Here is a 23,581-nt window from a genome sequence, read left to right on the forward strand (position 1 = left end):
GCAGGAGCGCGGCTCACTCCGCCGCGCCGCGGAACACATCCGCCCCCGTGTCGAACTGCAGGCTGGCGAGCCGCGCATAGACGCCGCCGCGCGCCACCAGCTCGGCGTGGCCGCCTTCCTCAATCACGCGGCCGTCCGCCATGACCAGGATGCGGTCGGCCTTCAGTATCGTGGCGAGGCGGTGGGCGATGACGATGGTGGTGCGGCCCCGCATCAGCCGCTCCAGTGCCGTTTGCACGAGCGTCTCGCTCTCGGCATCCAGCGCCGAGGTCGCCTCGTCGAGGAGCAGGATCGGCGCATCGCGCAGTATGGCGCGCGCGATCGCCAGCCGCTGGCGCTGGCCGCCGGAAAGCGTCACGCCGCGCTCGCCCACATTGGTCTCATAGCCCTTCTCCAGCGCCATGACGAAATCGTGCGCGAGCGCGGCGCGGGCCGCGGCCTCCACCTCCTCGCGCGTCGCGCCCGGCCGGCCGAAGGCGATGTTCTCGGCAACCGTGGCGGCAAAGACGGTCACATCCTGCGGCACGATCGCGATCCGCTCGCGGAGCGCCACCGGGTCCGCCTGGCGGATATCGACGCCGTCGACAATGACCGAGCCCTCCTCCGGGTCGTAGTAGCGCAGGAGCAGGGAGAAGATCGTGCTCTTGCCGGCCCCGGACGGGCCGACGATCGCCACCGTCTCGCCCGGCGCCACGTCGAAGGAGAGGCCATGGAGGGCGGAAGCTTTCGGCCGTGCCGGATAGGAGAAGGTCACGTTGCGGAACGAGACGGCCCCGCACGGCGGGAGGGGAAAAGCGAGCGGCCTTTCGGGCGCGACGATAGCCGGCTGCTCCGCCAAGAGCTCGGCCATGCGTTCGGCCGCGCCCGCCGCCTGGGCAAGCTCGCCCCAGACTTCGGAAAGGGCGCCGAGGGCGCCTGCCGCAAGCACCGCATAGAGCAGGAACTGGCCGAGCGTCCCTGCCGTCATCGTGCCGCTCAGCACGTCGTGGGAGCCGACCCAGAGCACCGCGACGACTGAGGCGGAGACGGTGAAGATGGCGAAGAAGGTGAGAACGGAGCGGGCGAGAACGGAGCGGCGCGCCGCCTCGAACGCGCCTTCCACCGCAGCGGCGAACCGGCTCGCCACGCCCGCCTCGTTGGTGAAGGCCTGGAGCACGCGCACCGAGCTTATCTGCTCCGCAGCGAAGGCGGACGCCTCCGCCAGCGTATCCTGGGCGCGGCGCGCGCGGCGGCGGACGGAGCGGCCGAATGCCACCAGCGGCAGGACGATCACGGGGATGGCGATGACGACGAGCAGGGAGAGCCGCGGACTGGTCACCACCATCATCGCGACGGCGCCCGAGCCCATGATGATGTTGCGCAGCGCGACGGAAGCCGTGGAGCCGACGGCGGCTTTGACCTGCGTCGCGTCCGCGGTGAGCCGGGAGACGATCTCGCCCGACTGGGACCGGTCGAAAAAGGCAGGGGAAAGCCGCGTCACATGGGCAAAGACGTCGCGCCGCAGATCGGCCACCACGCGCTCGCCGAGGGTGACGACGAAATAATAGCGGCAGGCCGATGCGACCGCGAGCACCGCCGCCACGATGGTGAGCATGGAGAAATAGCTGGCGATGAAGGTGCTGTCCGACTCCGAGAAGCCATGGTCGATCATCCGCCGGACGGCGAGCGGCAGAGCGAGCGTGGCGAGCGCCGCGAGCACCAGGAAGAAGACGGCAGCGAGCACGCGCCCGCGATAGCGGCCCATATAGGGGAGAAGCCCGCGCAAGGGCTTGAGCGAGCGCCGCGCCTTTTCGTCCTGCACGGCAGGAGACGATGCCATCAGATATCCTTCCGCAGGTCCTCCGAGAATCCGGGCCGCCGGCCTTGTATCCTGGGGGCGCGTGATGTATAGGCACGCCGAACCTTTTCGAAGCCGTAGCCGCCAATGGCCGCGGCTTCAAGTTTTCAGCAGGGGCGAGTTGCCGCAGCATGCGCATCGCCCCGAACAGATTCAGGACAGATCGATGAAAGACGGCATTCATCCCGACTACCACATGATCAAGGTCGTCATGACGGACGGCACCGAGTACGAGACGCGCTCGACCTGGGGCAAGGAAGGCGACACGCTGAACCTCGACATTGACTCCACGTCGCATCCGGCCTGGACCGGCGGCCAGCAGACCCTGCTCGACCGCGGCGGCCGCCTTTCCAAGTTCAAGAAGCGCTACGAGGGGCTCGGCATCTAAGCCGCCCGCACAACCGCATCGGCAAAAGCCCGCCATTTCGGCGGGCTTTTGTCTATTCGTATAGACCACTAGACCAATCCGCTGGTAGATGCCGGGCATGATCCCCGGAGCAAACTAAGGGATGCGGACCCCGATGGTCAGCGCCGCGATTTTGCGCGCCGGCGACGGCAGATGCTTATTCCGCCGTCTTCCGCTCCACATGACCAAGGGCGCGTTCCGGCGCGATGATGTCGCGCACGCGGCGCTTAAGTTCGGCCGCTTCCGGAAAGCCGCCGTCGCGCTTGCGCTCCCAGATGAGCTCGCCATTGCACTCCACCTCGAAGATGCCGCCGGTGCTAGGCCGCAGCGTCACTTCGTCAAGCTCTTCGGAGAAGGTCGAAAGCAGTTCCTGCGCCATCCAGCCGGCGCGCAGGAGCCACTGGCACTGGCGGCAATAGGTGATCGTCACGCGGTCGGGCATGACGCGCCTCAGGCCGCGCTGAGCTTTGCCATTGTGGCGTCGTCGACCTCGAAATTGGCATAGACGTTCTGGACGTCGTCGTCGTCCTCGAGCACCGCGATCAGCTTCAGGATCGACTGCGCGCGCTCCTCATCCACCGGCGTGAGCGTCTGCGGCCGCCAGATCGTCTTGACCGTCTCTGCCTCGCCAAGGGTTTTTTCGAGCGCCGCGGTCACCTCGCCGATGCTCTCGAAGGCGCAGATGATGACATGACCCTCCTCGTCCGACTGCACGTCGTCGGCGCCGGCCTCGATCGCCGCCTCCATCACCTTGTCAGCATCGCCCGCGCTCGGCGGATAGACGATCTCGCCGACGCGATCGAACATGAAGGACACCGAACCCGTCTCCCCCAACGCTCCACCGGCCTTGGTGAAGGCCGCGCGCACGTTGGAAGCGGTGCGGTTGCGGTTGTCCGTCAGCGCCTCGACGATCACCGCCACGCCGCCCGGGGCATAGCCCTCATAGCGGATCTCCTCATAGGTCTCCGCATCGTTGCCCTGTGCCTTCCTGATGGCGCGCTCGATATTGTCCTTGGGCATGGATTGCGCCCTGGCGTTCTGCACGGCGAGGCGCAGGCGCGGGTTCATCGCCGGATCGGGCAGGCCGGCCTTGGCGGCGACCGTGATCTCGCGCGCCAGCTTGGAGAACATCTTCGACTTGACCGCATCCTGGCGGCCCTTGCGGTGCATGATGTTCTTGAATTGGGAATGGCCGGCCATGGCGCTCCTTCTCGAAATACCTGAATTTCGTGGATTTGCGCGCTTATAGTGAAAATGGCCGGCAACGTCCAGAAGGCGCCGCCTTCCGCGAAGCCGCCTGCTCACGCAATGGTGAGCGCGCCTTGCGTAGCGCAGGCCCGCCCGCTTCGGTAGGATCGCCGTGCAAACCGGGGAGATGCCGATGTCCGCCTTCCGCCTGATTGCCTCGCTTTTCGCCCTCATCCTCGCGCCAGCCGCCGCCCATGCCCAGGAGCAGCGTCCGAGCACCTGCGTCGCCGTGGCGAACGCGCTTCCCCGTGTCCAGTATGTCAACTTGCAGGACGTGGCCGCACAGGGGGAAGTGGCGATCACCTATGCCGGCCATTCGACCTATATCATCGAGACGCCCGCGGGCGTGACCATCGCGACGGATTTCTCCGGCGTCTATGGCGCCTCTCCCACGCCGCGCATCGCGACCATGAACCGGGCGCACAGCACGCACTACACGCTCAATCCCGATCCGGCGATCGAGCATGTGCTCACCGGCTGGAACCCGGATGGCGGGCCGATAAAGCATTCGCTGCTGGTGGACGACGTCTATATCCGCAACGTGACGACGGATATCCGCGGAGGCAGTGCGGCGGCGAAGGACGGCAATTCCATCTTCATCTTCGAGGTGGCGGGGCTGTGCATCGGCCATCTCGGCCATCTGCATCACGAGCTGGACGATTCCCACTATGCCGCGATCGGCAGGCTCGATGTGGTCATGGTGCCGGTCGATGGGGGACTTACGCTCTCGCTCGAAGGCATGAGCGAGATCGCGCGGCGGCTTTCCTCCTCCATCATCCTGCCGATGCACCGCTTCTCCACCCCCATCAGCGCTTTCGCATCGCGCATGGGCGAGGGTTTCGAGGTCGAGTTCCGTGAAGAACGCACGCTGCTCGTCTCGCTCGGGACGTTGCCGCGGCAGCCGACCATTGTCGTCCTGGAAGGGGTATAATAAAGACCCTCCCGCGGTTCCCCGCGGGAGGGCAGGCGCGTCATGCCGCGAGGCGTGAGCCGATCGTGTCGAGATCCACGTGACCGAGGAAGCCGCCGCTCGACTGGGCCGGCTCGCCGTCCTCGATCGCATGGGCGAAGATCACCCCTTTGTCCGCCTCCAGCCTCTGCTTGTATTCGTAAAGGCGCGGATATTCGGAGTTGAGGTCGAACAGGCCGAGATCCTCGCCCCAGCGCGCGATGCCCACGAAATAGGCGTCGGCGACCGTCTTGGTGTCGCCCATCAACCATTCCTTTCCGGCGATCATCTCCTGCAGGTGGCTGTAGCAGCGCGCGGCCTTGTCACGCGCAAGCTCCCGCAGGACTTCTCGGCGCGGATCGTCCTCGGCCAGCTTGTAGGCGCTCCAGGCCGACGCGAAGGCGGAGTGGAAATCCGTGTGCAGGAACGAGAGCACCCGGTTCAGCCGGTCGAATTCGCGGGTGTCCTGAGCAAAGCCCAGCCTCTTCCCGAGATCGCGCTTGGCGATGTTCTGCAGAATCGCCAGACTCTCCGTCAGCGCCTCGCCGTCCTCCATGAGCAGCGCTGGCGTGGCGCCGAGCGGGCTGATCTTGCTGAAGGCTTCGCTTCGCGAGGGGGAGAGCATGTCAATGCGGCCGAGGCGGTAGGGCTGGCCGAGCCATTCAAGCGCCACGATCGAACCGAACGAGCAGCCATGCGGCACGCCATAGAAAAGCACAGGTTCCAATCTTCGACTCCTTGGAATTGTGGAATTCGAACGGCGACAGCGCATTCGGACAAGCCGACCGCCGCCGTTTCGATTGGGAAAATTGGTCAATACTTGATTTTGCGCAAGTACCTACAATAATGTATGGTACGCACCTGCAGGTAAGTATTGAGGATTCCCATGGGAAAGAAAATTCAGCCGGACAGCTGCGGACTGGGTCCGGCGTTCCAGGTGATCGGCGGGAAGTGGAAAGCGCTGCTTCTATGGCTGGTGCACCAGGAACCCCGCCGCTTCGGCGAGTTGAAGCGGCTCGTGCCCGATGTCAGCGAGAAGATGCTGATCCAGCATCTTAGGGAGATGGAGGCCGATGGGTTGATCCACCGCGAGGTCTTCCACGAGGTGCCGCCGCGGGTTGAATATTCCGCGACGGAGCTCGGTATCTCGCTCGACGAGGCGCTGGAGCCCCTGGCCCACTGGGGCAAGAAGCACGCCGAGGAGATCGCCGCGCGCCGGCGTGAGGCCGCAGAATAGCGCCGCTATCCCGAGCCTGCGGTCCTCAATGTGTGTGCCCGTCCGATCGGCCCTGCCGGGCGCGCTTGCGCCGGGCCAGCATGTTGAGCACCTCGACCAGCGCCGAGAAGGCCATGGCGACGTAGATATAGCCCTTCGGCACGTGGAAGCCGAAGCCGTCGGCGATCAGCGTGGTGCCGATCATCAGCAGGAAGCCCAGCGCCAGCATCACCACGGTCGGGTTGGCGGCGATGAAGCGCGACAGCGGCTCGGCGGCAACCAGCATCACCGTCACCGCCGCGATCACCGCGATGAACATGATGGCGATGTGATCGGTCATGCCGACGGCGGTGATGATGGAGTCGATGGAGAAGACCAGATCGAGCAGCAGGATCTGGGTGATGGCCGATCCCATGGTGATGGTCGCCGCCTTGCCCATCATATTCTCCTTGGGGTCCTCGGGGTCGACCGAGTGATGGATCTCCTTGGTTGCCTTCCATACCAGAAAGAGGCCGCCCGCGATCAGGATGAGGTCGCGCCAGGAAAAGCCGTGCCCGAAGACCGTGAAGAGCGGCTGCGTGAGCTGCACGATGATGGAGATGGTGCCGAGCAGCGCGAGGCGCAGGATGAGCGCGGCGGCGATGCCCAGCCGGCGGGCGCGGGCCTGCATCTCCTGCGGCAGCTTGTTGGTCAGGATGGAGATGAAGATCAGGTTGTCGATGCCGAGGACGATTTCGAGGGTCACCAGCGTGACCAGCGCCACCCAGGCTTCCGGACTGGACACGAAATCGAAGTGCGACAGCAGCCATTCCATCGGGAGGTCCTGTGTTGAGGAGGGTAAAATTTCCGCAGAGTTAGGGGCGAGCGCGGGCCGCGTCAACGCCAGAAGGCGGGAACGGTCTCTTCCAGCCGGGGCCCGAGCCGGAGCGGGGCGATCTTTTCCGCAAGCCCGGTGCGATCGGAAATGTCGATCCCGACGCCGCAGATGGTGGCGGGGCCTTCCGCGGCCTCGAAGCGGCCCTTCGGCACCTTGGTGGTGAAGCGGTTGAGCGGCTCCTCCTTGTCCATGCCGAGCGAGGAATCGTAGTCGCCGCACATGCCCGCATCCGACATATAGGCGGTGCCGCCGTTGAGGATCTGGTGATCGGCCGTCGGCTGGTGCGTATGCGTGCCGATGACGGCGCTCGCCCGGCCGTCCACGAAATGACCGAAGCAGACCTTTTCCGACGTCGCCTCGGCATGGAAGTCGATGAACACCGCATCGGCCTGCTCGCCAAGGGGGCAGGCGGCAAGCTCCGCCTCCACCGTGCGGAAGGGATCGTCAAGGTCAGGGTTCATGAAGACGCGGCCCATGATATTGGCCGCCAGCACGCGCGCGCCGTTCCTGGCGACGTAGAGGCCGGAGCCCTTGCCCGGCGTGCCCTTCGGGAAATTCGCCGGGCGCAGGAAGCGTTCCTCGCGCGGCGCGAAGCTCAGCGCCTCGCGCTGGTCCCAGACATGGTTGCCTGTGGTCACGACGTCGGCACCGGCCCGCAGGGTGTTGTGAAAGATCTCTTCCGTGATGCCGAAGCCGCCGGCGGCGTTTTCACCGTTCACGACGACGAAATCGAGCCTGAGATCGGAGATCAGCCCCGGCAGCCGCTCCCAAACGGCGGTGCGGCCCGAGCGGCCGACCATGTCTCCCAAGAACAACAGACGCATCGGCTGCTCTTACAAGCGCTCGGGGAAGCGGCGCAAGCCGCTTTCGGTGAGGATCTCGGACAGGGCGACATCATGCGGCTGGTCGGGGACCTCCGGCACCTCCTGGCAATCGAAGGCGATGCCGATGAGACGCGGCGCGCGGCCTTTCTCGCGCAGGCGGTCGATGGCGCGGTCGTAATAGCCGGCGCCGTAGCCGATGCGGTGGCCCCGCGCGTCGAAAGCGGCGAGCGGCACGAGCATCAGGTCAGGATCAAGCTCGGCCGCGCTCTCGTCCGGGCCGTGCGTGCCGAAACCCATATCGACGAGCGGCGCGCCGCGCGTGAGCTCGCGGAAGACGATGGTGGTCTTGTCGAGGATGGCGGGCAGGCAGAGCCGCGCACCGCGCTCGCGCAGCGCCGACATCAGCGGGCGCACATCGACTTCGGAGCGCATGGGCCAGAAGGCGGAGACGACCGAACCGGGCGGCGGAGCGATGTCGTCCGCCACCGCGGCGAAGCGCAGGGAAGCCTCGATGCGCCACTGCGGGTCGAGCGCGTCGCGGCGGGCAAGCGCCTCCTGCCTCAGCCGTTTCTTCAGTTCGCGGGGAGTTAGGGTCATGGCCGGCCTTCTCGAACGATGCGCCTTTTCGGCGTGAACCGGCATGGTGGCAAATGGAGGTGGCCAGGGAAAGAGCGGCGATCCACGACAACCGATGGAATTGCGATCCCGGGAACCTACAAAGTAGGTGGGCGCCGTGTGGCCAAGCCCACAGGCAAGGCCAGGGACAGCTCCCTTCAGGATCGTTAAGGCCCCGGGGAAAATGATTCCTGTCGCGAGGCGCAGATCGCCTCCACCAATATAGGCGCGCGCCGCCCTTTGCGCCAGAGCATTCGAGCTGCCCGCCATGGAAAAACCTGTGGCGGGCGAGGCGCAATACGAAGCCGCCGCTGGCCCTTTGCCGCGCTGCGTCGTCCCGCGAAGCTGAGACTGCAGCAGGAGAAGCCCCCTATGTCCGCCATCACGATCCGCCCGCTCCAGGCTTCCGACCACGCCGATTGGCGCAGGCTCTGGACAGCCTATCTCATCTTTTATGAAGTGAGCCTGCCGGAGGAGGTCTATCGCTCCACCTGGGAGCGCCTGTTCGCCCAAGGAGAATACGAGCCGAGGGGGCTCGTCGCGGTGGTGGACGAAAGGGCGGTCGGCCTCGTCCATTATATCTTCTACCGCACCTGCTGGGCGGTCGGTAACAACTGTTATCTGCAGGACCTCTATGCGGATCCCGAGCTGCGCGGGAAAGGCGTCGGCCGCGCGCTGATCGAGGCGGTCTATCGCGAGGCGGACAAAGCGGGCGCGGCGAATGTCTACTGGCTGACGCAGGAATTCAATCAGACGGCGCGCCAGCTCTACGATCGCGTAGGCAAGCTCACGCCCTTCATAAAATACCAGCGGCGCTGAAGGGGAGGGTCGCGCCGGGTCAGGCCAGGCCGCGCCGGCCGACCTTGCGCTGCCCGGGCGGCATCTGCGGTTCGGCCTCGGCGCCCGCCGAAAGTTTGACGTCCCTGCCGCCGCCGAAGACGATGTCCAGGAAATCCACGAGCCATTGCTTGAGGTGGGTGTCCCAGATGAGGCGGCCGCCCAGATGATCGCGCCCCGGCTGGGCGCCCGGCAGCACGAAACGATGCGCTCCGCGCACCACCCAGCGCTGCATCATGGCGCGCGTCAGCTCGGCGTGGAACTGGATGCCCCAGGCGCTCTTGCCGTAGCGGAACGCCTGGTTGGGATAATGTTCGGCTGTCGCGAGAAGGGTTGCGCCCGAGGGAAGCGAAAAGCCCTCGCGGTGGAACTGGTAGACCATTTCCGGCCAGTGCAGAAGCTTGCGCCCCTCCTCGGTGGGCCGGATCGGATACCAGCCCACTTCCACGAGCCCATGGTCATGGCTCTTAACCACGCCGCCCAGATGGTTCACCAGCATCTGGGCGCCGAGGCAGATGCCGAGGAAGGGCTTTTCCTCCCTGAGAGGAACGGCTAGCCACTCGGTCTCGCGGCGGACGAACTCGTCGCGGTCGTTGGCGCTCATCGGGCCGCCGAAGACAACCGCGCCATGATGCTCGGAAAGCGTCTCCGGCAGCGGGTCGCCCAGCGGCGGGCGGCGGATGTCGAGGGTAAAGCCGGTCTTTTCCAGAAGCTGCCCGACCCGCCCAGGACTCGACATCTCCTGGTGCAGCACGACCAGAATCCTTTTCCCGCTCCCCTCAGCCATCCGCGCGGCTATACGCCCCCGTCCGTGCCTTCCGTACGCTGCACACGCTGACGCATGGTGACGCGCGTGCGCGCATCGACGCCGATGAGCTCGGCGACGCGCCAGATGAGATTGTCCTCCAATTCATGCACCTGGCCATCGGCGAAAACGATTTCCCACATGGTTTTTATGAAATGTGCCCGCGCCTCCTCGCCCAGATGGCGCTTCAAGACGCTGGTGAAGACATAAAGATCGACGGCGCTGGCCTCCGCCTCCTCCGCTGCCTGCATCAGCGCCTTCAACTCCGAGCCGCCGATGCTGTAGGCGCGGGCCAGAGCCTCCTTGAGGCGGGCGCGCTCATCATCGCTGCAAACGCCGTCGGCGGCCATCACATGGATCAGGAGCGCGGCCGCGGCGACGCGGGGGTCGTCCTCGCCGAGCTGTCCTGCGACCCGCCCGCCGGCAGGCAGGTCTTTGAGGAAGGATAAAATGCGCTCGAACATCGGTTAAACCTGTGGATCACCCCGATCATGAAGGCCGGCCGCAGGCGGCACAATGGCTTTTTGCACCTGCGAAGGGGTGCTCAATGGAAAGTGAAAGCACCGCGTATCGTTCCGCGCATGATCGCGCCGGTCAGAAAAGGCGGAACCTGCGCGAGGCGCTATCGTCGGGCTCTTCGTCCGGCTCCACTCCCGGATCGTCGGGGATGGGCGGGCGGATATCGTCGGGCCGTTTCTCTTCCGCCTCGCGGTCTTCCGCCGAGCCGTTCGGAGAAGGCGGACTTTCCGCTAGAGCGGGAGCCGCTTCCTCCTGCGGTGCCGGCGCTTCGGCCTCCAGCTCCGGCGTGGCCGCCGTTTCGAGCGATTCATCCGATGTGGCCGGCGTTTGGAGCGATGCATCCTGCACGCGCGCCTCGCCAGGGGGCACAGTCTCCGACTCCTCACGCGGTGCGGCGATGGCCGGAACGGCCAAGGCGTCGTCGGCCTCGATTACCTGGCCGAGCCGCTCCATGGGCGCCCGCCATTCGAAGGCGTCGAGCTGGCCCGTGAGCGGCGAGGCAGGCGCCCAATGCTCCGACACATAGCCGTCTGCCACCCAGGCGGGGTCGCGCGGCGCACGCACCGCCCTCGCAAGCCAGTGCCTCACGCGGCCCTGATCGCCCGTTTCGGCCTCCTCGATATCGGCGAGCAGCAGGAACGCACCTTCGCGCGGCTCCAGGCGGACGGCGGCTTCGGCCGCAGCCCGCGCTTCCTTGTATTCGCCGGCGGCGAGGGCGGCGCGGGCGACGGCGAGCTCCGATTCCACATTATTGGGCTTCAGCCGGCGCAGCTTTCGCGCCCGGGCGAGGCGGTCATGGGTGGAATCGCCTGCCCGCGCATGGACATAGACATCTGCCACCTCGGGATGCGGCGAGACGGCCCATGCGGCTTCGAGCACCTTGGCGCCGCGCCGCAGATCGTTCTGGCGGAAAAGGGCGCGCGCCGCGGTAACCGCCGCCGGCACGAAATCCGGCTGTAGTCGATGCGCCTCCAGCGCCGCGGTTTTCGCGGCGGCCGGGTCCCTGTCGAGCTGCTCCATGGCCTGGGCGGTCAGCAGCACGGCGCGCCGGCGCGCCAGCCGGTCGCGCTCCTCCTTCATGGCCGGCTTCTGCGCGTCGAGGAGCGCCAGTGCACCCTGCCAGTCATGCGCCTCTGTCCGGGCTTCCAGCGTGGCGTTGACCGCCCAGCCGAGCTGCGGCGCGACCTGCACGGCCTGGGCGGCATAGTGGCGCGCCGCTTCCCTCTCGCCCAGGCGCTCGGCTTCCACATAGAGCCCGCGCAGGCCGAGAAGGCGCGTTTCCGGATCCTCCGCCATGGCGCCGAATTTCTGCCGCGCCCCATCGTGATCGCCTTCTAGCATTGCCGCCTGCGCATCCAGGAGGTGGATCAGCGGCTCCCGGTCGGAGGATAGGAGCTTTGCGGCCTGCTTGCCCATGCGTCGGGCAAGACCGCCGTCGCCAGCGCCTGCCGCGATCAGGCCGGTGGAGAGCGCCTGATAGCCCCGGTCCCGCCGGCGGACGCGGAAATACCGTGCCACGGCATAAGGACTGTTCCAGATGCCGCGGATGAGCCACCACAGGATCATGAGAGCCGCGACCGCTCCCACCACGAGCACGGCGGCAACCATCAGCGTCACCTCGTAGCGGTATCCGCCGAAGGTGATGGCAAGCTCGCCCGGCCGCTCCGCAAGCCAGGCGAAACCCAGCCCGAGCAGAAGCACAAGAAGGAGGAAGAAAAGGATGCGGAACATCGGCGCCGTCCTTACGCGGGCTTCAATGCGCCCGAAAGCGCCTTTTCCAGAACCTGGTCGGCCGCCTGCCGTGCGCGCAGCTTTTCGCCGAAATCCTGCGCCGTCTGCTTGGCGTCAGCCGGCAGGGACTCGAACTCGGCGAGCGCTTGGGCGTAGTCGCTGCGCTGAACCGCCGCTTCCATCCGCGCGGCGATCGCGCCGGGCGTGTCGCCCTCCGCCTCACCGACGGGACGCACCGTCACGGCCGAGCGCGCGCTCGCCATCAGCCGCTCGAAAAACCCGGCGTCGGGCGGCACGTCGGACTGGGTCGCGGCAATCTGAGAGGCGACCTGCGGTGCCTCGCTGACCAGCTCAGCCTCGGTCGGAATGCCGGTCTGGGCATAGGGGCGAAGCGGTTCCAGCTCCGCCGCGTTCGGGGCGAGCGCGGCATAGGTTTCAAGCTCGCTTGCAAAGGGCGCGCCGCGCTCGACAGCCGACCGCAGCGCCGAGGCGGCGACGACAAGGGCGAGCTGCGGCTGCTGGTCCTGCTGCGCCACCTGCTCGCCGAGCTGGGTGACCTGGCGCACGATCTCGTCCAGCCGCTGGGCAGTGGCGGCGGCGGTTTCCTGGGCGGCGGTCGCCGCCTGCACCGCGCTGTCGACGCGGCCCTGAAGCTCCTCGATGCGCTGCGCTGCCTCACCGCCGCCAGCCGCTTCCGCGGCTTGCGGCGTCGCCGCGACACGCTGCTCGAGTTCGGCCAGCTGCTGGCTCAGCGTTTGCAGTTCGGGGCCGGCCTGCCCCGGAGGGGCGGATTGAAGCGCGGCGACCGTGTCGCGCAATTCCGCGATCTGCTGCCTGGGTTCGGCGAGTGCCTGCTCCAACGCCTCGGCCGATGTGCCGGCGGAACCCGTCTCTCTTACCTGCGCGAGTTCGCTTTGCAGGGCGGCGACCTGCTGCTGGAGCTCGCCGACGGCCGGATCAGGGGCTGCTTCCCTGCCGACTGGAACCATTTCGGCCCAGATCAGGGCTGCACCAATCGCAAGCGCGATGAGGGCGCCCGCAACACCAGCCAACAGCGCACTTCCGACGCCGCTGCGCGACCTGGCATCGCCCTGCCATGACGAAGCCGGCTGGGCGGGCTCCTCCGGAATGCTTCCCGGCCCATCCGCGCCCGGTTCGCCGGCGGAAGGAGATGTTGGCTCCGCTGCCTCATAAGGCGCGCCCGAGGTGGCGCGCTGGGAGAGCTCGGCCTCGCTCAAGGCGGAGTCTCCGCCGGCTGCCCTGTCGGGGTCGTCGGCCTGCGCATCCGCATAGGCAGGCGCGGGCTCGGGCACTGGGTCCCGCGCGGCATCCCCGGCAGGGCTCGCCGGCCCTTCGGCCGAATCCTCGCGCCTGACAGGCTCGGCATCGAGATCGATCGTCACCGGCTCCCGGCTCATGTTCGAGTGGCGCGTCCTCGGTGTCTTGACCATCCGGCAGCTCCGCTTCCAAACCGCGCGCCTTTGCGGCGCAGCATTCCCTATCACAGGCACCTTGTCCTAAAAAGGCGACGCTATCCGCGTCCCTCGAGCATCGAAAGCACCGCCTCTTCGGTTGGTTCCCGCGCTATGTGCGCACGGCCGGCGATCGCCTTGGGAAGAACGCGCGCGACACGCTCGGAGATGACGAAATAATTCGCGCTCTCCAGCAGGGGCGCTACCGGGCCGCGCGTCGCTAGGTTGGCGAAAAGCTCGGCGGCGACGGCGGAATAAAGAAGCACGGCGTCAATCGGAGCCCCGGACACGGCATCGTGCAACTCGCCTTCCGCCAGCGGGACTTTCACCGTGTCGTAAGTCTCCAGCGGCACGACGCCGAAGCCGGCCCCGGCGAGGTCCTGTTCCAGCCTGTCGCGGCGAAGACGGCCGCAAAGCAGGAGAATGCGCGTGCCCGGCGCCGCAGCCTCGGCGATACGTTGTGCCAGATGCTCCGCATCGCCCGCTTGGGAAACCGCGACTCTCAGCCCTGCTTTGCGGGCCACCTCGCCGGTCGTCTCGCCTACGGCATAGACGGGAAGATGCGCGAGCTCCTTCAGAAGGCCGGCAGGCGCGTGGCGGATGGCATTGGCGCTGGTGACTGCCGCCGCGCCGAAAGTTCTGGGCGGCGGCCATTCCGTGAGCGGGAGGGCGACAATGCGCGTCAGCGGCAGGACCACTGGCTCGAAGCCGAGCTGCAAAAGCTTCGCGGCGGTGATGGAGGCGCCGGGTTCCGGTCGCGTGACGAGGACGCGCCGCAAAGATCAGCCCCAGCTCCGGAAGAACCTGCTGCCCGCCTTTTCGCGGATGCGCGCGCCTGCATCCGCTCCAATCCTTGCCGCATCCGCCGCACTCCCCTCGCCGCTGATATCATGTGCCTCGCTCCCGTCCGGCATGAGGATCATCCCGGAGAAGCTGATCCGGTCTCCATCCACTTTCGCGTGGCCGGCCATGGGCGTGCGGCAGGAACCGTCGAGCGCGGCGAGAAAGGCGCGTTCGCAGGCGAGCGCGATCCCCGTCGGACGGTGGTGGATGGCCTCGACCAGAGCGGAAATCCGCGTGTCGCCCTGGCGGCTTTCGATGCAGATCGCCCCTTGCCCGAGCGCCGGCGGAAAGGCTTCCAGATCCATGATCTCGGTGGCGGCATGCTCCAGCTTCAGCCGCTTCAGCCCGGCAAGGGCGAGCAGAGTGCCGTCGGCCTCGCCCGAATCCAGCTTGCGCAGCCGTGTCTGCACATTGCCGCGGAACATGCCGACCTGGAGGTCCGGGCGGAGCCGCAGCGCAAGCGCCTGGCGCCTCAGGGATGAGGTGCCGAGGTGGGCGCCGGGCGGGAGCTCGGTCAGGCGCATGGCCGCGCGGCCGATGAAGACGTCGCGCACATCCTCGCGCTCCAGGAATGCCGAAAGCTCAAGCCCCTCGGGGAGGAAGGTCGGCATGTCCTTGGAAGAATGGACGGCAAGGTCGATGCGGCCCGCAAGCAGCGCTTCCTCGATCTCCTTGGTGAAAAGCCCCTTTCCGCCGGCCTCGGAGAGCGGCCGATCTTGGATGCGATCGCCGGTCGTGCGGATGACCACGATCTCGAAAACTTCCTCGGAAAGCCCGTGCGCCGCCATCAGGCGCGCCCGGGTCTCCGCCGCCTGGGCCAGCGCCAGGGCGCTGCCGCGCGTTCCGATTCTCACCACATCAGTTTGCATGCCGTCATGTCCGTGCTAACCGGCATACCTATCGGGGATCAGCCCCTTCGGCAACCAAACCGGACCACCGGATGACGCGCGTGCTGGGCATAGAGACGAGCTGCGACGAGACCGCCGCCGCCGTCGTCGCGCGCGGGGAGAACGGCGCGCCAGTGATCCTTTCCAATATCGTCTTCAGCCAGATCGAGGAGCATGCCGCTTTCGGCGGCGTGGTGCCCGAAATCGCTGCGCGCGCGCATGTGGAGGCGCTGGACGGTGTGATCGAGGCGGCGCTGGCCGAAGCGGGCACAAGTCTGGAGGAGATCGATGGCATCGCCGCGACGGCCGGGCCGGGCCTCATCGGCGGGCTGATCGTCGGCCTTACCACGGCGAAGGCCATCGCCGCTGCGCTGGGAAAGCCGATCCTGCCGATCAACCATCTGGAGGGCCACGCCCTCACCGCCCGGCTGACCGACCGGCTGGAATTCCCCTATCTGCTCCTGCTCGTCTCGGGCGGGCACACGCAGATCGTGCATGTGGCCGGCATCGGCCGCTACGAGCGCTGGGCGAGCACGATCGACGACGCGCTGGGCGAGGCTTTCGACAAGACGGCCAAGCTGCTCAGCCTGCCCTATCCCGGCGGTCCAAGCGTGGAGAAGGCCGCCGAGAAGGGCGATCCTGCCCGATTTGCCTTTCCGCGTCCCCTCAAGGGCGAGGCGCGGCCGGACTTTTCCTTCTCCGGCCTGAAGACGGCCGTGCGCCGCGCCGCCACGGAGCTTGCGCCCCTGGCGGAAAAGGACGTCGCCGATATCTGCGCCTCCTTCCAGGCCGCCGTAACGGAAACGCTTGCCGACCGCGTGGCGCTGAGCCTGAAGCGGTTCCGCGCGGTTTATCCGAAGCTTGCCGAACCCACACTCGTCGTCGCGGGCGGGGTGGCGGCAAACGCCGCCATCCGCGCGACGCTCGAGGATCTGTCCCGGCGCGAAGGCTTTTTTCTCGTCGCGCCGCCGCTTAATCTTTGCGGCGACAACGCCGCCATGATCGCATGGGCCGGGCTGGAGCGGCTGGAGAAGGGGCTTGTCGACGGCGGCGCAATGGCTTTTGCTCCCCGCCCGCGCTGGCCGCTGGACGAGACATCCGCGCCCCTCATAGGGGCGGGCAAGCGGGGCGTAAAGGCATGAGCAAGCCTTGGTTGTTAGCCGTCCTGGGCGCCGGTGCGTGGGGCTCGGCGCTGGCGCTCACCATGCGCCGGGGCGGACATTCGGTTAGGCTCTGGGCCCGCGATGACGATCTTGTTCGGGAGATCAACACGCATAGCGAGAACAGCCGGTACCTGCCGGGGGTGATGCTTGACGCAGGCGTTGACGCGACCTCCGATATCGCCGAGGCGCTGGGAGGAGCCGATTGCGTGCTCGCCGCCGTTCCGGCGCAAAGTCTGCGCGCTGTCCTGACCGCCGCCCGCGGAGCAGTGGAGCGGCACGTACCGGTCGTGCTTTGCGCCAAGGGGATCGAGCGCGAGACCGGACGGCTCATGTCCGAAGCCGCACGGGAGATCTTGCCGGAAAACCCGCTCGCCGCGCTGTCGGGGCCCAGCTTTGCGGCCGATCTGGCGCGGGGCCTGCCGACGGCGGTCACTGTCGCGGCGCAGGACCGTGCGCTTGCGGCGGAGCTCGCCAGGCGGGTCTCCGCCCCCAATCTGCGCTGTTATTCGAGCGAGGACATTGTCGGCGTGGAAATCGGCGGCGCGCTCAAGAACGTACTCGCCATCGCCGCCGGCGCGACAAGCGGCGCGGGCCTTGGCGCCAGCGCAGTCGCCGCGATCACCACGCGCGGCTTCGTGGAGCTACGGCGCATCGGCGCGGCCTTTGGCGCCCGGCCGGAGACGCTGATGGGGCTTTCGGGCCTCGGCGACCTGATCCTCACCTGCAGTTCCGCCCAGTCGCGCAACTTTGCCTATGGGCTGGCGCTTGGGCGCGGCGACAGGCTCGACAATCTGCCTCTTGCGGAGGGGGTTTTCACCGCCGGCATCGCCGCCCGCATCACGCGGGAGCGCGGGCTGGAGGCTCCCATCATCGAGGCCGTGACAGGCATGCTCGAAGGCAGCCTTACGGTGGAAGCAGCGATGCAGGCGCTGCTTGCCCGGCCGCTGAAGAGCGAGGCCGAATAGTCTTCAAGGAGGGACCGCATGATTTTTGTCATTCTTTGCCGCGACAAGCCTGATCATCTCGACCTGCGCATGGAGGTGCGGCCGAAGCATGTCGCCTATCTCGATACGCTGAATGCCGAGGGCACGCTGCGCTTTGCCGGGCCTTTCCTCGACGAGGCAGGCAAGCCATGCGGCAGCATGGTGGCGGTCGAGGCGGCAAGCCGGTCCGATGCCGAGGCGCTCGCCAAAGCAGATCCCTATGCGGATGCCGGTCTCTTCGAATCCGTCGACATTCGCCCGTGGAACTGGGTCTTCAACAAACCGGAGAACGCGTGATGGCCTATTGGCTGTTCAAATCCGAACCCGACAGCTGGTCGTGGGAGATGCAGAAGAAGAAGGGCGACAACGGCCAGGAATGGGATGGCGTGCGCAACTTCCAGGCGCGCAACAATATGCGGCAGATGGAGGTCGGCGACCTCGGCTTCTTCTATCATTCCGGCAAGGAGACGGCCGTTGTCGGCATCGTGGAGGTGATTGCCCCCGCGCATCCGGATTCCACAGCTGACGACCCAGCCTGGGAATGCGTGGATGTCCGCGCCGTCCGGGACATGCCCAATCCCGTAACGCTCGCAGCGGTCAAGGCGAACCCGCAGCTGAAGGACATGGTGCTGGTGAACAATTCGCGCCTTTCCGTCCAGCCGGTGAGCGAGGCGGAATGGAAGGAGATCTGCCGCATGGGCGGGCTCGACGAGGCGCCGTGAGCGGGCGCCTTTCGCCCGAAGACGCAGAGGAGTTCATCCGCACCAACACGCGCCTCGCTTCCCCGCCGCATGTGCCGGAGATTCAGCTGCACCTTGCCGACGAGGCGCACGAGCTCTGGCAGCGCACCGAGGAGGAACTGCAGCAGATCGGGCTTCCGCCGCCCTTCTGGGCCTTTGCCTGGGCGGGAGGACAGGGGTTGGCGCGCTATGTGCTCGACCACCCGGAGAGCGTGCGCGGCAAGCGCGTTCTCGACTTTGCCACCGGTTCCGGCCTGGTGGCGATTGCAGCCTGCAGGGCCGGCGCTGGGCAGGTGAGGGCAGCGGATACCGACCCGTTCTCCGCAACAGCCTGCCGCCTCAATATGAAGGCCAATGGCGTGAGCTTCGAATGCACGTGCGCCGATCTCGTTGGGACTTACGTGGATTGCGAGGTGCTGCTGGCCGGAGACGTCTTTTACGACCGCGCGCTTGCCGCCCGCGTTGAGCCGTGGTTCGCGAAGCTGGCGGCGCAGGGCGTGACCGTCCTCGTCGGCGATCCCGGCCGCGCCTATCTGCCGAAGGCGCGGATGGATGAACTTGCCGTCTATTCCGTGCCCGTCACCCGCGCGCTGGAGGATGCGGAGATCAGGCGCACGACCGTCTGGCGCTTCTCTTGACGCGGCGGGGGAGGCGGAATTCAATCCGCCCACTCTACATCAAGGAGGCGGGGCGATGGATTTCGGAGGAATGAATTACCTGGCCATACTGGCCGCGGCGGTTGCCGCTTTCCTCTTCGGCGCCGCCTATTACACGGCGCTGAGCAAGCCCTCGATCCGGGCTTCCCGCCTGAAGCCGGAAGAGATGAAGCCGGGCGCGGCGCCCTTCATCACCTCCTTCGTCGCCGAACTGGTGATGGCCTGGGTGCTGGCGGGCGTGATCGGCCACCTCGGCCCGGGACAGGTGACGCTGTGGAACGGCATCGTTTCCGGCGCCTTCGTCTGGCTGGGCTTCATGGCCACAGTAATGGCCGTCAATCACCGCTACCAGGGCTTCGGCTGGGATCTCACGCTGATCGATGCCGGGCACTGGCTCGGCGTCGCGCTCATCATGGGCGCGGTTATCGGCTGGTTCGGGGTGTAAGGGAAAGGCAAGAAGGCAATAGGGTGGAAGAAGCGAAGCCCTCCTGCTCCCCTATCTCGTTGTCCTCTCATCCTGCGAATGCCGCATGATCAGCGGCATCTGGCTCATGGTGAAAAGGATGGTGATGGGCATGATGCCCCACACCTTGAACGCCACCCAGGCGTCGGTGGAGAAGGAGCGCCAGACCACCTCGTTCACCAGGGCGAGGAAGAGGAAGAACAGTCCCCAGCGCAGGGTCAGCTTGCGCCAGCCTTCCGCATCGAGCTTGAAGGCGGAGTCGAAGACATAGCCCAGAAGCGATTTGCCGAAGAAGAGCCCGCCCAGGAGCACGGCGCCAAACAGTGTGTTGACGATGGTGGGCTTCATCTTGATGAAGGTGTCGTTGTGCAGATAGAGCGTCAGCGCGCCGAAGACCAACACCACCACCCCCGACACGAGAGGCATGATGGGCAGGGTGCGCGTCAGCGCCCAGGAGACGGCGAGAGCGATCGCTGTTGCCGCCATGAAGAGTGCCGTGGCTATGAAGAGCGGGCCGCCGAGGGCGCCAAGCGCCGGGATACGTTCGGCCAGCATCTCCCCGCGCGCATTGGCGAAGAAGAAGATGAGCAGCGGCCCCAGCTCCAGCGCCAGTTTCAGGATCGGATTGAGTTCCTTGCGCTGCGGGTCGGAAGGATCGCGCTCGAAAATCTTGTCGGTCACTCACGCAACTCCTGCGATTGCCCTGGCAAAGTCGCTTGCCGAGAAGGGCTCCAGATCGTCGATGCCCTCGCCGACCCCGATGAAATAAACGGGCAGCTTGTACTTGGCGGCAATGGCCACCAGGATTCCGCCCCGCGCCGTGCCGTCGAGCTTGGTCATGACCAGCCCCGACACGCCCGCCACATTACGGAAGATTTCGACCTGATTAAGGGCATTCTGCCCAGTGGTCGCATCCAGCGTCTGCAAAACCGTGTGCGGCGCCTCCGGATCGTGCTTGCCGAGCACGCGCACGATCTTTTCCAGCTCCGCCATCAGCTCGGCCTTGTTCTGCAGCCTGCCGGCAGTGTCGATGATCAGCACGTCGCTGCCGGCGGCCTTGGCCTTTTCATAGGCCTCATAGGCGAGGCCTGCCGCATCGGCCCCAAGCTTCGACGAGACCACCGGAGCACCGGTGCGTTCGCCCCAGATCTTCAACTGCTCGATGGCCGCGGCACGGAAAGTGTCGCCCGCGGCCAGCATCACCTTGAGGCCGCCGCGCGTGAGCTTCGCCGCCAATTTGCCGATGGTGGTCGTCTTGCCGGTTCCGTTGACGCCCACGACAAGGATCACATGCGGTTTGACGGAAAGATCGAGTTCCAGTGGAAGTGCGACGGGGCGCAGCACCTTTTCGATCTCCTCGGCCATCACGGCCTGCACTTCCGCGCCGGAAATGTCCTTGCCGTAGCGGCCGACGGAAAGCGCATCGGTAATGCGCATGGCCGTCTCCATGCCGAGGTCCGCGCGCAGAAGGACGTCTTCCAGATCCTGGAGCGTGTTCTCGTCGAGTTTGCGCTTGAGGAAGATGCCGGCAATGTTGTCGCGCAATTCGCGCGAAGAGCGCGACAGGCCCTCGCTCAGACGCTGGAACCAGGATTTTTTCGGCTCCTCCGCGGGGCCAGGGGCGGGCTCCTCCACCTTGCGCTCGACGGCCTTGGAGACGGTGACGCGCCCCGCACCCTCCCCTTTGAGGGCCGGGGCAGGAGTGAGAGAAAGGGTGCTCTCCCCCGTAGCATCACCCTGACCGGCTTGGCCGATCGACGCTTCGCTGGAGGTGGAGAGTGGGCCGGTTGAGCCGTCTCGCTCTTCCTCTTCTGCCCGAGGCTGCTCTGGGGCGGGCGCGGACACTTGGGGCGGCACCGAAGGCTGCGACGGCGGGACGGGCTGCGTGATCTCCGGCCCGGGCGGCGGCGGTTGCTCCGGAACGGGCTGTGGAATTTCCTGCGGCAGCTCGGGCACCTCGACCGGAGCCGGCTCGGGGATTTCCGGCTGTGGAACGACCGGTCCGTCCGGCGCGGGAGATGGGGCCGGCTCCGGCGGTTGCGGGATTTCCGGTGCAGGGGAAGGCTCGGCCGGTTCCGGCTCTTGCGGCGCAGGCGGCACCTCGGCGGGCTTTTCGGGCTGGGGCTCAGGAGCGGGCTGCGGCGGGCTCTCCGGCTGCGGCTCGGCGGCCAAAGCTGCGGACGCCTCACCCGCCACCGGCCGCTCCTCTGCCTCCTTCTTTCCGAAGGTGAAGACTTTCTTGATGAAGTCGAAGGCCATCGGCTGCCCGCTCCTCACGCCGCCTGCTGGAGGACAGTGGCCGTCAGCCGATCGCCATCATTCCCAGTGACGAAGGCCTCGACGATCTCGCCGGGCGCTCCTGCGTCGGTCGCGGCGAGGGTGAAACCCGCCGTGCGGCCGAGACCCTCGCGCTCGATCAGGATTCGCTGGCGCGTTCCCCTGAGGGAGGCGAGGTGTCTTTGATAGGCAGCATCGCCCGCCCTGCGCAGCCGTGCCGCACGCTCCTTCACCACGTCGCGGGGCAATTGCGGCATGCGCGCCGCCGGGGTTCCCTTGCGTGGGCTGAAAGGGAAGACGTGGAGATGCGTCAGCCCGCATTCCTCGACGATGGCGAGGGAATTCTTGAACATCTCCTCCGTCTCGGTCGGGAAGCCGGCGATGATGTCGGCGCCAAAAACCACGTCCGGGCGGAGCTTTCGCACCTCCTCGCAGAAGCGGATGGAGTCGGCGCGTAGATGACGCCGCTTCATGCGCTTCAGGATCATGTCGTCGCCCGCCTGGAGGGAAAGATGCAGATGCGGCATCAACCGCTCCTCCTCGGCCAGGGCGGCCAGCAGGTCGGTATCGGCCTCGATCGAGTCGATAGAGGAGAGCCGCAGCCGCTTCAGTTCCGGCACCTGGCGGAGGATGGTGCGGACCAGCCGGCCGAGGCGCGGGCTGCCCGGCAGGTCGGCGCCGAAGCTCGTCAGGTCGACGCCGGTGAGCACCACCTCGGCATAGCCGTTTCCCACCAGCCGCCGCACCTGGTCGACCACCGCGCCCATGGGCACCGAGCGGGAATTGCCGCGGCCATAAGGAATGATGCAGAAGGTGCAGCGGTGGTCGCAGCCGTTCTGCACCTGCACGAAGGCGCGGGCGCGGCCTTCGAGGGCGTCAACCATGTGCGAAGCGGTCTCGCGCACCTCCATGATGTCGTTGACGCGCACCTTTTCGAACTGGTTGACGCCGAAGTCCGGCAGCGCGCGGTAGCTGTGGGCCTTGAGCTTCTCCTCATTGCCGAGGATCAGGTCCACCTCGTCCATAGCGCCGAAGGTGGCGGGCTCGGTCTGCGCGGCGCAGCCGGTGACGATGATGCGTGCCTGCGGGTTCTCGCGACGAGCCTTGCGGATCGCCTGGCGCGCCTGGCGCACAGCTTCAGCCGTCACCGCACATGTGTTGACGATCACCGCGCCGCCTTCCAGACCGCTCAGGCCGGCGGCATCGGCCTGGCGCTTGATAACCTCCGACTCGTACGCGTTGAGTCGGCAGCCGAAGGTGAGCACGTCCACCGCCATCAGGCCACTCCTTCGGCCTCGCGCTCCCACGCGCCTGTAACCGGATCGAAGCGGCCGGAGAACTCCCATTCCGCCGGGCCGGTCATGATGACGTGGTCGTCGTCGCGCCAGAGGATTTCGAGCGGACCGCCGGGCACAAGCACGGTCACGCGTCTTCCCGTGCGGCCGGTTCGCGCGGCCGCCACGGCTGCGGCGCAGGCTGCCGAGCCGCAGGCGAGCGTCAGCCCTGCCCCGCGCTCCCAGGTGCGCATGGTGATCGATTCCTGCGAATCGACGCGTGCGACGGTGATGTTGGCGCGCTCCGGGAAAATCGGGTGGTTCTCGAGCATGGGCCCGAAGCGCTCCAGATCGTAGCCGTATGGATCCTCATCGACCCAAAAGATCGCGTGCGGATTCCCCATCGAGACGACCGAGGGTGAGTGAAGCACCGGGTTGTCGATCGGGCCGACCTGCAATTCGATCTTGCGCGTATCGGCAAACTCTTCCGCCAGCGGAATATCGCGCCAGCCGAAGCGCGGGATTCCCATGTCGACGGAGATCAGTCCGTTCTCGTGCTCCTCGGCTGTGAGCACCCCGGCGATCGTCTCGAAGGTGAAGGCCCGCCGGCCGGTCTCGGCCGCCAGCGCCTGCACTACGCAACGCATGCCGTTGCCGCAGGCCTGCGCCTGGCTGCCGTCGGAATTTATGATCTCGACAAAATTCTCCGTGCCGGCAAGCCGGGCGTCGTGGATCGCCATGATCTGGTCGAAGCGCGTGACCGGATCGGTGTTCAGCGCACGCGCGGCAGCGGGGCTCACGCGGTCGGCGCGGCCGCGCATATCGGCAACGACGATGGCGTTGCCGAGCCCGTTCATCTTCGCGAATGGCGCCAGTCCGGCCATATAGGCTCCAATACAGTCGGGGTTTGGGGCCTATATGGCCGATGGCGGCCGAAAATACCAGTCGCGTGGGTGGCG

General features: G+C 66.7%; 27 protein-coding genes and 1 other RNA gene. 10 read left to right on the forward strand and 18 right to left on the reverse strand.

The genetic code is table 11. The features are described from left to right. Positions 1-13: 13 nt before the first annotated feature. Complete coding sequence (locus RIN79_RS12785; protein ID WP_309085050.1) at positions 14-1,819, reverse strand: ABC transporter transmembrane domain-containing protein; 1,806 nt, start codon at positions 1,817-1,819, stop codon at positions 14-16. 184 nt (positions 1,820-2,003) lie between these two features. Here RIN79_RS12785 and rpmE point away from each other — a divergent pair, with 184 nt between their 5' ends. After that, positions 2,004-2,225, forward strand: a complete 222-nt coding sequence (gene rpmE / locus RIN79_RS12790) for a 50S ribosomal protein L31 (RefSeq protein ID WP_309085051.1) — start codon at positions 2,004-2,006, stop codon at positions 2,223-2,225. Between the two features lie 175 nt (positions 2,226-2,400). Here the strand turns inward: rpmE and RIN79_RS12795 are convergent, their stop codons facing one another. Then, positions 2,401-2,685, reverse strand: a complete 285-nt coding sequence (locus tag RIN79_RS12795) for a SelT/SelW/SelH family protein (RefSeq protein ID WP_309085052.1) — start codon at positions 2,683-2,685, stop codon at positions 2,401-2,403. 8 nt (positions 2,686-2,693) lie between these two features. Then, on the reverse strand, positions 2,694-3,443 hold the full coding sequence (locus RIN79_RS12800) for a YebC/PmpR family DNA-binding transcriptional regulator (RefSeq protein ID WP_309085053.1): 750 nt from the start codon (positions 3,441-3,443) through the stop codon (positions 2,694-2,696). A 181-nt stretch (positions 3,444-3,624) separates the two neighbouring features. Here RIN79_RS12800 and RIN79_RS12805 point away from each other — a divergent pair, with 181 nt between their 5' ends. Beyond that, on the forward strand, positions 3,625-4,422 hold the full coding sequence (locus tag RIN79_RS12805) for an MBL fold metallo-hydrolase (RefSeq protein WP_309085054.1): 798 nt from the start codon (positions 3,625-3,627) through the stop codon (positions 4,420-4,422). A 40-nt stretch (positions 4,423-4,462) separates the two neighbouring features. Here the strand turns inward: RIN79_RS12805 and RIN79_RS12810 are convergent, their stop codons facing one another. Then, positions 4,463-5,158 (reverse strand): glutathione S-transferase family protein, encoded by a 696-nt coding sequence (locus RIN79_RS12810; RefSeq protein ID WP_309085126.1) that lies wholly within the window; start codon positions 5,156-5,158, stop codon positions 4,463-4,465. Between the two features lie 168 nt (positions 5,159-5,326). On the opposite strand from RIN79_RS12810, the gene RIN79_RS12815 reads away from it, so the two are divergent. After that, the gene (locus tag RIN79_RS12815; RefSeq protein ID WP_309085055.1) at positions 5,327-5,677 is read left to right on the forward strand and encodes a helix-turn-helix domain-containing protein; all 351 of its coding nucleotides are present in this window, start codon (positions 5,327-5,329) and stop codon (positions 5,675-5,677) included. A gap of 25 nt (positions 5,678-5,702) precedes the next feature. Here the strand turns inward: RIN79_RS12815 and RIN79_RS12820 are convergent, their stop codons facing one another. From RIN79_RS12820 to ssrS, 4 genes are all read right to left on the reverse strand, one after another. Then, a complete protein-coding gene (locus RIN79_RS12820; RefSeq protein WP_309085056.1) occupies positions 5,703-6,470 on the reverse strand; it encodes a TerC family protein in 768 nt (255 codons plus the stop codon). 62 nt (positions 6,471-6,532) lie between these two features. Continuing rightward, positions 6,533-7,357: a TIGR00282 family metallophosphoesterase gene (locus RIN79_RS12825; protein WP_309085057.1), complete on the reverse strand. Its 825-nt coding sequence runs from the start codon at positions 7,355-7,357 to the stop codon at positions 6,533-6,535. Between the two features lie 9 nt (positions 7,358-7,366). Continuing rightward, complete coding sequence (locus RIN79_RS12830) at positions 7,367-7,954, reverse strand: 5-formyltetrahydrofolate cyclo-ligase (RefSeq protein ID WP_309085058.1); 588 nt, start codon at positions 7,952-7,954, stop codon at positions 7,367-7,369. Between the two features lie 75 nt (positions 7,955-8,029). Continuing rightward, a non-coding RNA gene (gene ssrS / locus RIN79_RS12835) (6S RNA) lies at positions 8,030-8,185 on the reverse strand. 159 nt (positions 8,186-8,344) lie between these two features. On the opposite strand from ssrS, the gene RIN79_RS12840 reads away from it, so the two are divergent. Next, on the forward strand, positions 8,345-8,791 hold the full coding sequence (locus tag RIN79_RS12840) for a GNAT family N-acetyltransferase (RefSeq protein WP_309085059.1): 447 nt from the start codon (positions 8,345-8,347) through the stop codon (positions 8,789-8,791). A gap of 19 nt (positions 8,792-8,810) precedes the next feature. Here the strand turns inward: RIN79_RS12840 and RIN79_RS12845 are convergent, their stop codons facing one another. The 6 genes from RIN79_RS12845 to hemC all read right to left on the reverse strand — a co-directional run bounded on the left by RIN79_RS12845 (position 8,811) and on the right by hemC (position 15,048). Continuing rightward, positions 8,811-9,596, reverse strand: a complete 786-nt coding sequence (locus RIN79_RS12845; RefSeq protein WP_309085060.1) for a glutamine amidotransferase — start codon at positions 9,594-9,596, stop codon at positions 8,811-8,813. 8 nt (positions 9,597-9,604) lie between these two features. Next, entirely contained in the window at positions 9,605-10,078 is a 474-nt protein-coding gene (locus tag RIN79_RS12850; RefSeq protein WP_309085061.1) for a TerB family tellurite resistance protein, read from the reverse strand. Between the two features lie 130 nt (positions 10,079-10,208). Further along, entirely contained in the window at positions 10,209-11,864 is a 1,656-nt protein-coding gene (locus RIN79_RS12855; RefSeq protein ID WP_309085062.1) for a heme biosynthesis HemY N-terminal domain-containing protein, read from the reverse strand. 11 nt (positions 11,865-11,875) lie between these two features. Then, entirely contained in the window at positions 11,876-13,315 is a 1,440-nt protein-coding gene (locus RIN79_RS12860) for a phage tail protein (RefSeq protein WP_309085063.1), read from the reverse strand. A gap of 80 nt (positions 13,316-13,395) precedes the next feature. Next, entirely contained in the window at positions 13,396-14,115 is a 720-nt protein-coding gene (locus tag RIN79_RS12865) for a uroporphyrinogen-III synthase (RefSeq protein ID WP_309085064.1), read from the reverse strand. A 3-nt stretch (positions 14,116-14,118) separates the two neighbouring features. After that, a complete protein-coding gene (hemC, locus tag RIN79_RS12870; protein ID WP_309085065.1) occupies positions 14,119-15,048 on the reverse strand; it encodes a hydroxymethylbilane synthase in 930 nt (309 codons plus the stop codon). 71 nt (positions 15,049-15,119) lie between these two features. Between hemC and tsaD the strand changes: the two genes are divergently transcribed. The 6 genes from tsaD to RIN79_RS12900 are packed head-to-tail and all read left to right on the forward strand — an operon-like array spanning position 15,120 to position 19,053. Then, positions 15,120-16,208: a tRNA (adenosine(37)-N6)-threonylcarbamoyltransferase complex transferase subunit TsaD gene (tsaD, locus tag RIN79_RS12875; protein WP_309085066.1), complete on the forward strand. Its 1,089-nt coding sequence runs from the start codon at positions 15,120-15,122 to the stop codon at positions 16,206-16,208. Continuing rightward, the gene (locus RIN79_RS12880) at positions 16,205-17,194 is read left to right on the forward strand and encodes an NAD(P)H-dependent glycerol-3-phosphate dehydrogenase (protein ID WP_309085067.1); all 990 of its coding nucleotides are present in this window, start codon (positions 16,205-16,207) and stop codon (positions 17,192-17,194) included. Before tsaD ends, RIN79_RS12880 begins: the two co-directional genes overlap by 4 nt. An 18-nt stretch (positions 17,195-17,212) precedes the next feature. Beyond that, positions 17,213-17,509 (forward strand): YciI-like protein, encoded by a 297-nt coding sequence (locus tag RIN79_RS12885; protein WP_309085068.1) that lies wholly within the window; start codon positions 17,213-17,215, stop codon positions 17,507-17,509. Further along, positions 17,509-17,934, forward strand: coding sequence for an EVE domain-containing protein (locus RIN79_RS12890; protein WP_309085069.1), 426 nt, complete (start codon positions 17,509-17,511; stop codon positions 17,932-17,934). The genes RIN79_RS12885 and RIN79_RS12890 overlap by 1 nt, the downstream gene beginning before the upstream one ends. Next, entirely contained in the window at positions 17,889-18,590 is a 702-nt protein-coding gene (locus tag RIN79_RS12895; protein ID WP_309085070.1) for a methyltransferase, read from the forward strand. The genes RIN79_RS12890 and RIN79_RS12895 overlap by 46 nt, the downstream gene beginning before the upstream one ends. A gap of 55 nt (positions 18,591-18,645) precedes the next feature. Further along, the gene (locus RIN79_RS12900; protein ID WP_309085071.1) at positions 18,646-19,053 is read left to right on the forward strand and encodes a DUF1761 domain-containing protein; all 408 of its coding nucleotides are present in this window, start codon (positions 18,646-18,648) and stop codon (positions 19,051-19,053) included. Between the two features lie 51 nt (positions 19,054-19,104). On the opposite strand, the gene RIN79_RS12905 is transcribed toward RIN79_RS12900, so the two are convergent. From RIN79_RS12905 to dapF, 4 genes are read right to left on the reverse strand one after another with little or no spacing between them, the layout of a single operon-like run. Next, positions 19,105-19,752, reverse strand: coding sequence for a septation protein A (locus RIN79_RS12905; protein ID WP_309085072.1), 648 nt, complete (start codon positions 19,750-19,752; stop codon positions 19,105-19,107). Then, positions 19,753-21,330: a signal recognition particle-docking protein FtsY gene (ftsY, locus tag RIN79_RS12910; RefSeq protein WP_309085073.1), complete on the reverse strand. Its 1,578-nt coding sequence runs from the start codon at positions 21,328-21,330 to the stop codon at positions 19,753-19,755. Between the two features lie 14 nt (positions 21,331-21,344). Beyond that, positions 21,345-22,625 carry a tRNA (N(6)-L-threonylcarbamoyladenosine(37)-C(2))-methylthiotransferase MtaB gene (gene mtaB, locus RIN79_RS12915; RefSeq protein ID WP_309085074.1) on the reverse strand — a complete coding sequence of 427 codons (1,281 nt, stop codon included), beginning with the start codon at positions 22,623-22,625 and terminating at the stop codon, positions 21,345-21,347. Continuing rightward, on the reverse strand, positions 22,625-23,506 hold the full coding sequence (gene dapF, locus RIN79_RS12920; RefSeq protein WP_309085075.1) for a diaminopimelate epimerase: 882 nt from the start codon (positions 23,504-23,506) through the stop codon (positions 22,625-22,627). Before dapF ends, mtaB begins: the two co-directional genes overlap by 1 nt. Positions 23,507-23,581: the final 75 nt, after the last annotated feature.

The sequence above is a fragment of the Chelativorans sp. genome (assembly GCF_031180965.1).
GTDB lineage: Bacteria > Pseudomonadota > Alphaproteobacteria > Rhizobiales > Rhizobiaceae > Chelativorans.

Bases quoted from the DNA above. Each gene is read 5' to 3' on its own strand.
- dapF (WP_309085075.1), bottom strand. From the start codon at position 23,506: ATGGCCGGACTGGCGCCATTCGCGAAGATGAACGGGCTCGGCAACGCC.
- RIN79_RS12895 (WP_309085070.1), top strand. From the start codon at position 17,889: ATGGAAGGAGATCTGCCGCATGGGCGGGCTCGACGAGGCGCCGTGAGC.
- RIN79_RS12850 (WP_309085061.1), bottom strand. From the start codon at position 10,078: ATGTTCGAGCGCATTTTATCCTTCCTCAAAGACCTGCCTGCCGGCGGG.
- RIN79_RS12830 (WP_309085058.1), bottom strand. From the start codon at position 7,954: ATGACCCTAACTCCCCGCGAACTGAAGAAACGGCTGAGGCAGGAGGCG.
- RIN79_RS12840 (WP_309085059.1), top strand. From the start codon at position 8,345: ATGTCCGCCATCACGATCCGCCCGCTCCAGGCTTCCGACCACGCCGAT.
- RIN79_RS12785 (WP_309085050.1), bottom strand. From the start codon at position 1,819: ATGGCATCGTCTCCTGCCGTGCAGGACGAAAAGGCGCGGCGCTCGCTC.
- RIN79_RS12900 (WP_309085071.1), top strand. From the start codon at position 18,646: ATGGATTTCGGAGGAATGAATTACCTGGCCATACTGGCCGCGGCGGTT.
- RIN79_RS12845 (WP_309085060.1), bottom strand. From the start codon at position 9,596: ATGGCTGAGGGGAGCGGGAAAAGGATTCTGGTCGTGCTGCACCAGGAG.
- RIN79_RS12880 (WP_309085067.1), top strand. From the start codon at position 16,205: ATGAGCAAGCCTTGGTTGTTAGCCGTCCTGGGCGCCGGTGCGTGGGGC.
- ftsY (WP_309085073.1), bottom strand. From the start codon at position 21,330: ATGGCCTTCGACTTCATCAAGAAAGTCTTCACCTTCGGAAAGAAGGAG.
- RIN79_RS12820 (WP_309085056.1), bottom strand. From the start codon at position 6,470: ATGGAATGGCTGCTGTCGCACTTCGATTTCGTGTCCAGTCCGGAAGCC.
- RIN79_RS12885 (WP_309085068.1), top strand. From the start codon at position 17,213: ATGATTTTTGTCATTCTTTGCCGCGACAAGCCTGATCATCTCGACCTG.
- RIN79_RS12795 (WP_309085052.1), bottom strand. From the start codon at position 2,685: ATGCCCGACCGCGTGACGATCACCTATTGCCGCCAGTGCCAGTGGCTC.
- tsaD (WP_309085066.1), top strand. From the start codon at position 15,120: ATGACGCGCGTGCTGGGCATAGAGACGAGCTGCGACGAGACCGCCGCC.
- hemC (WP_309085065.1), bottom strand. From the start codon at position 15,048: ATGCAAACTGATGTGGTGAGAATCGGAACGCGCGGCAGCGCCCTGGCG.
- RIN79_RS12825 (WP_309085057.1), bottom strand. From the start codon at position 7,357: ATGCGTCTGTTGTTCTTGGGAGACATGGTCGGCCGCTCGGGCCGCACC.
- RIN79_RS12855 (WP_309085062.1), bottom strand. From the start codon at position 11,864: ATGTTCCGCATCCTTTTCTTCCTCCTTCTTGTGCTTCTGCTCGGGCTG.
- RIN79_RS12800 (WP_309085053.1), bottom strand. From the start codon at position 3,443: ATGGCCGGCCATTCCCAATTCAAGAACATCATGCACCGCAAGGGCCGC.
- RIN79_RS12890 (WP_309085069.1), top strand. From the start codon at position 17,509: ATGGCCTATTGGCTGTTCAAATCCGAACCCGACAGCTGGTCGTGGGAG.
- RIN79_RS12815 (WP_309085055.1), top strand. From the start codon at position 5,327: ATGGGAAAGAAAATTCAGCCGGACAGCTGCGGACTGGGTCCGGCGTTC.
- RIN79_RS12805 (WP_309085054.1), top strand. From the start codon at position 3,625: ATGTCCGCCTTCCGCCTGATTGCCTCGCTTTTCGCCCTCATCCTCGCG.
- rpmE (WP_309085051.1), top strand. From the start codon at position 2,004: ATGAAAGACGGCATTCATCCCGACTACCACATGATCAAGGTCGTCATG.
- mtaB (WP_309085074.1), bottom strand. From the start codon at position 22,625: ATGGCGGTGGACGTGCTCACCTTCGGCTGCCGACTCAACGCGTACGAG.
- RIN79_RS12860 (WP_309085063.1), bottom strand. From the start codon at position 13,315: ATGGTCAAGACACCGAGGACGCGCCACTCGAACATGAGCCGGGAGCCG.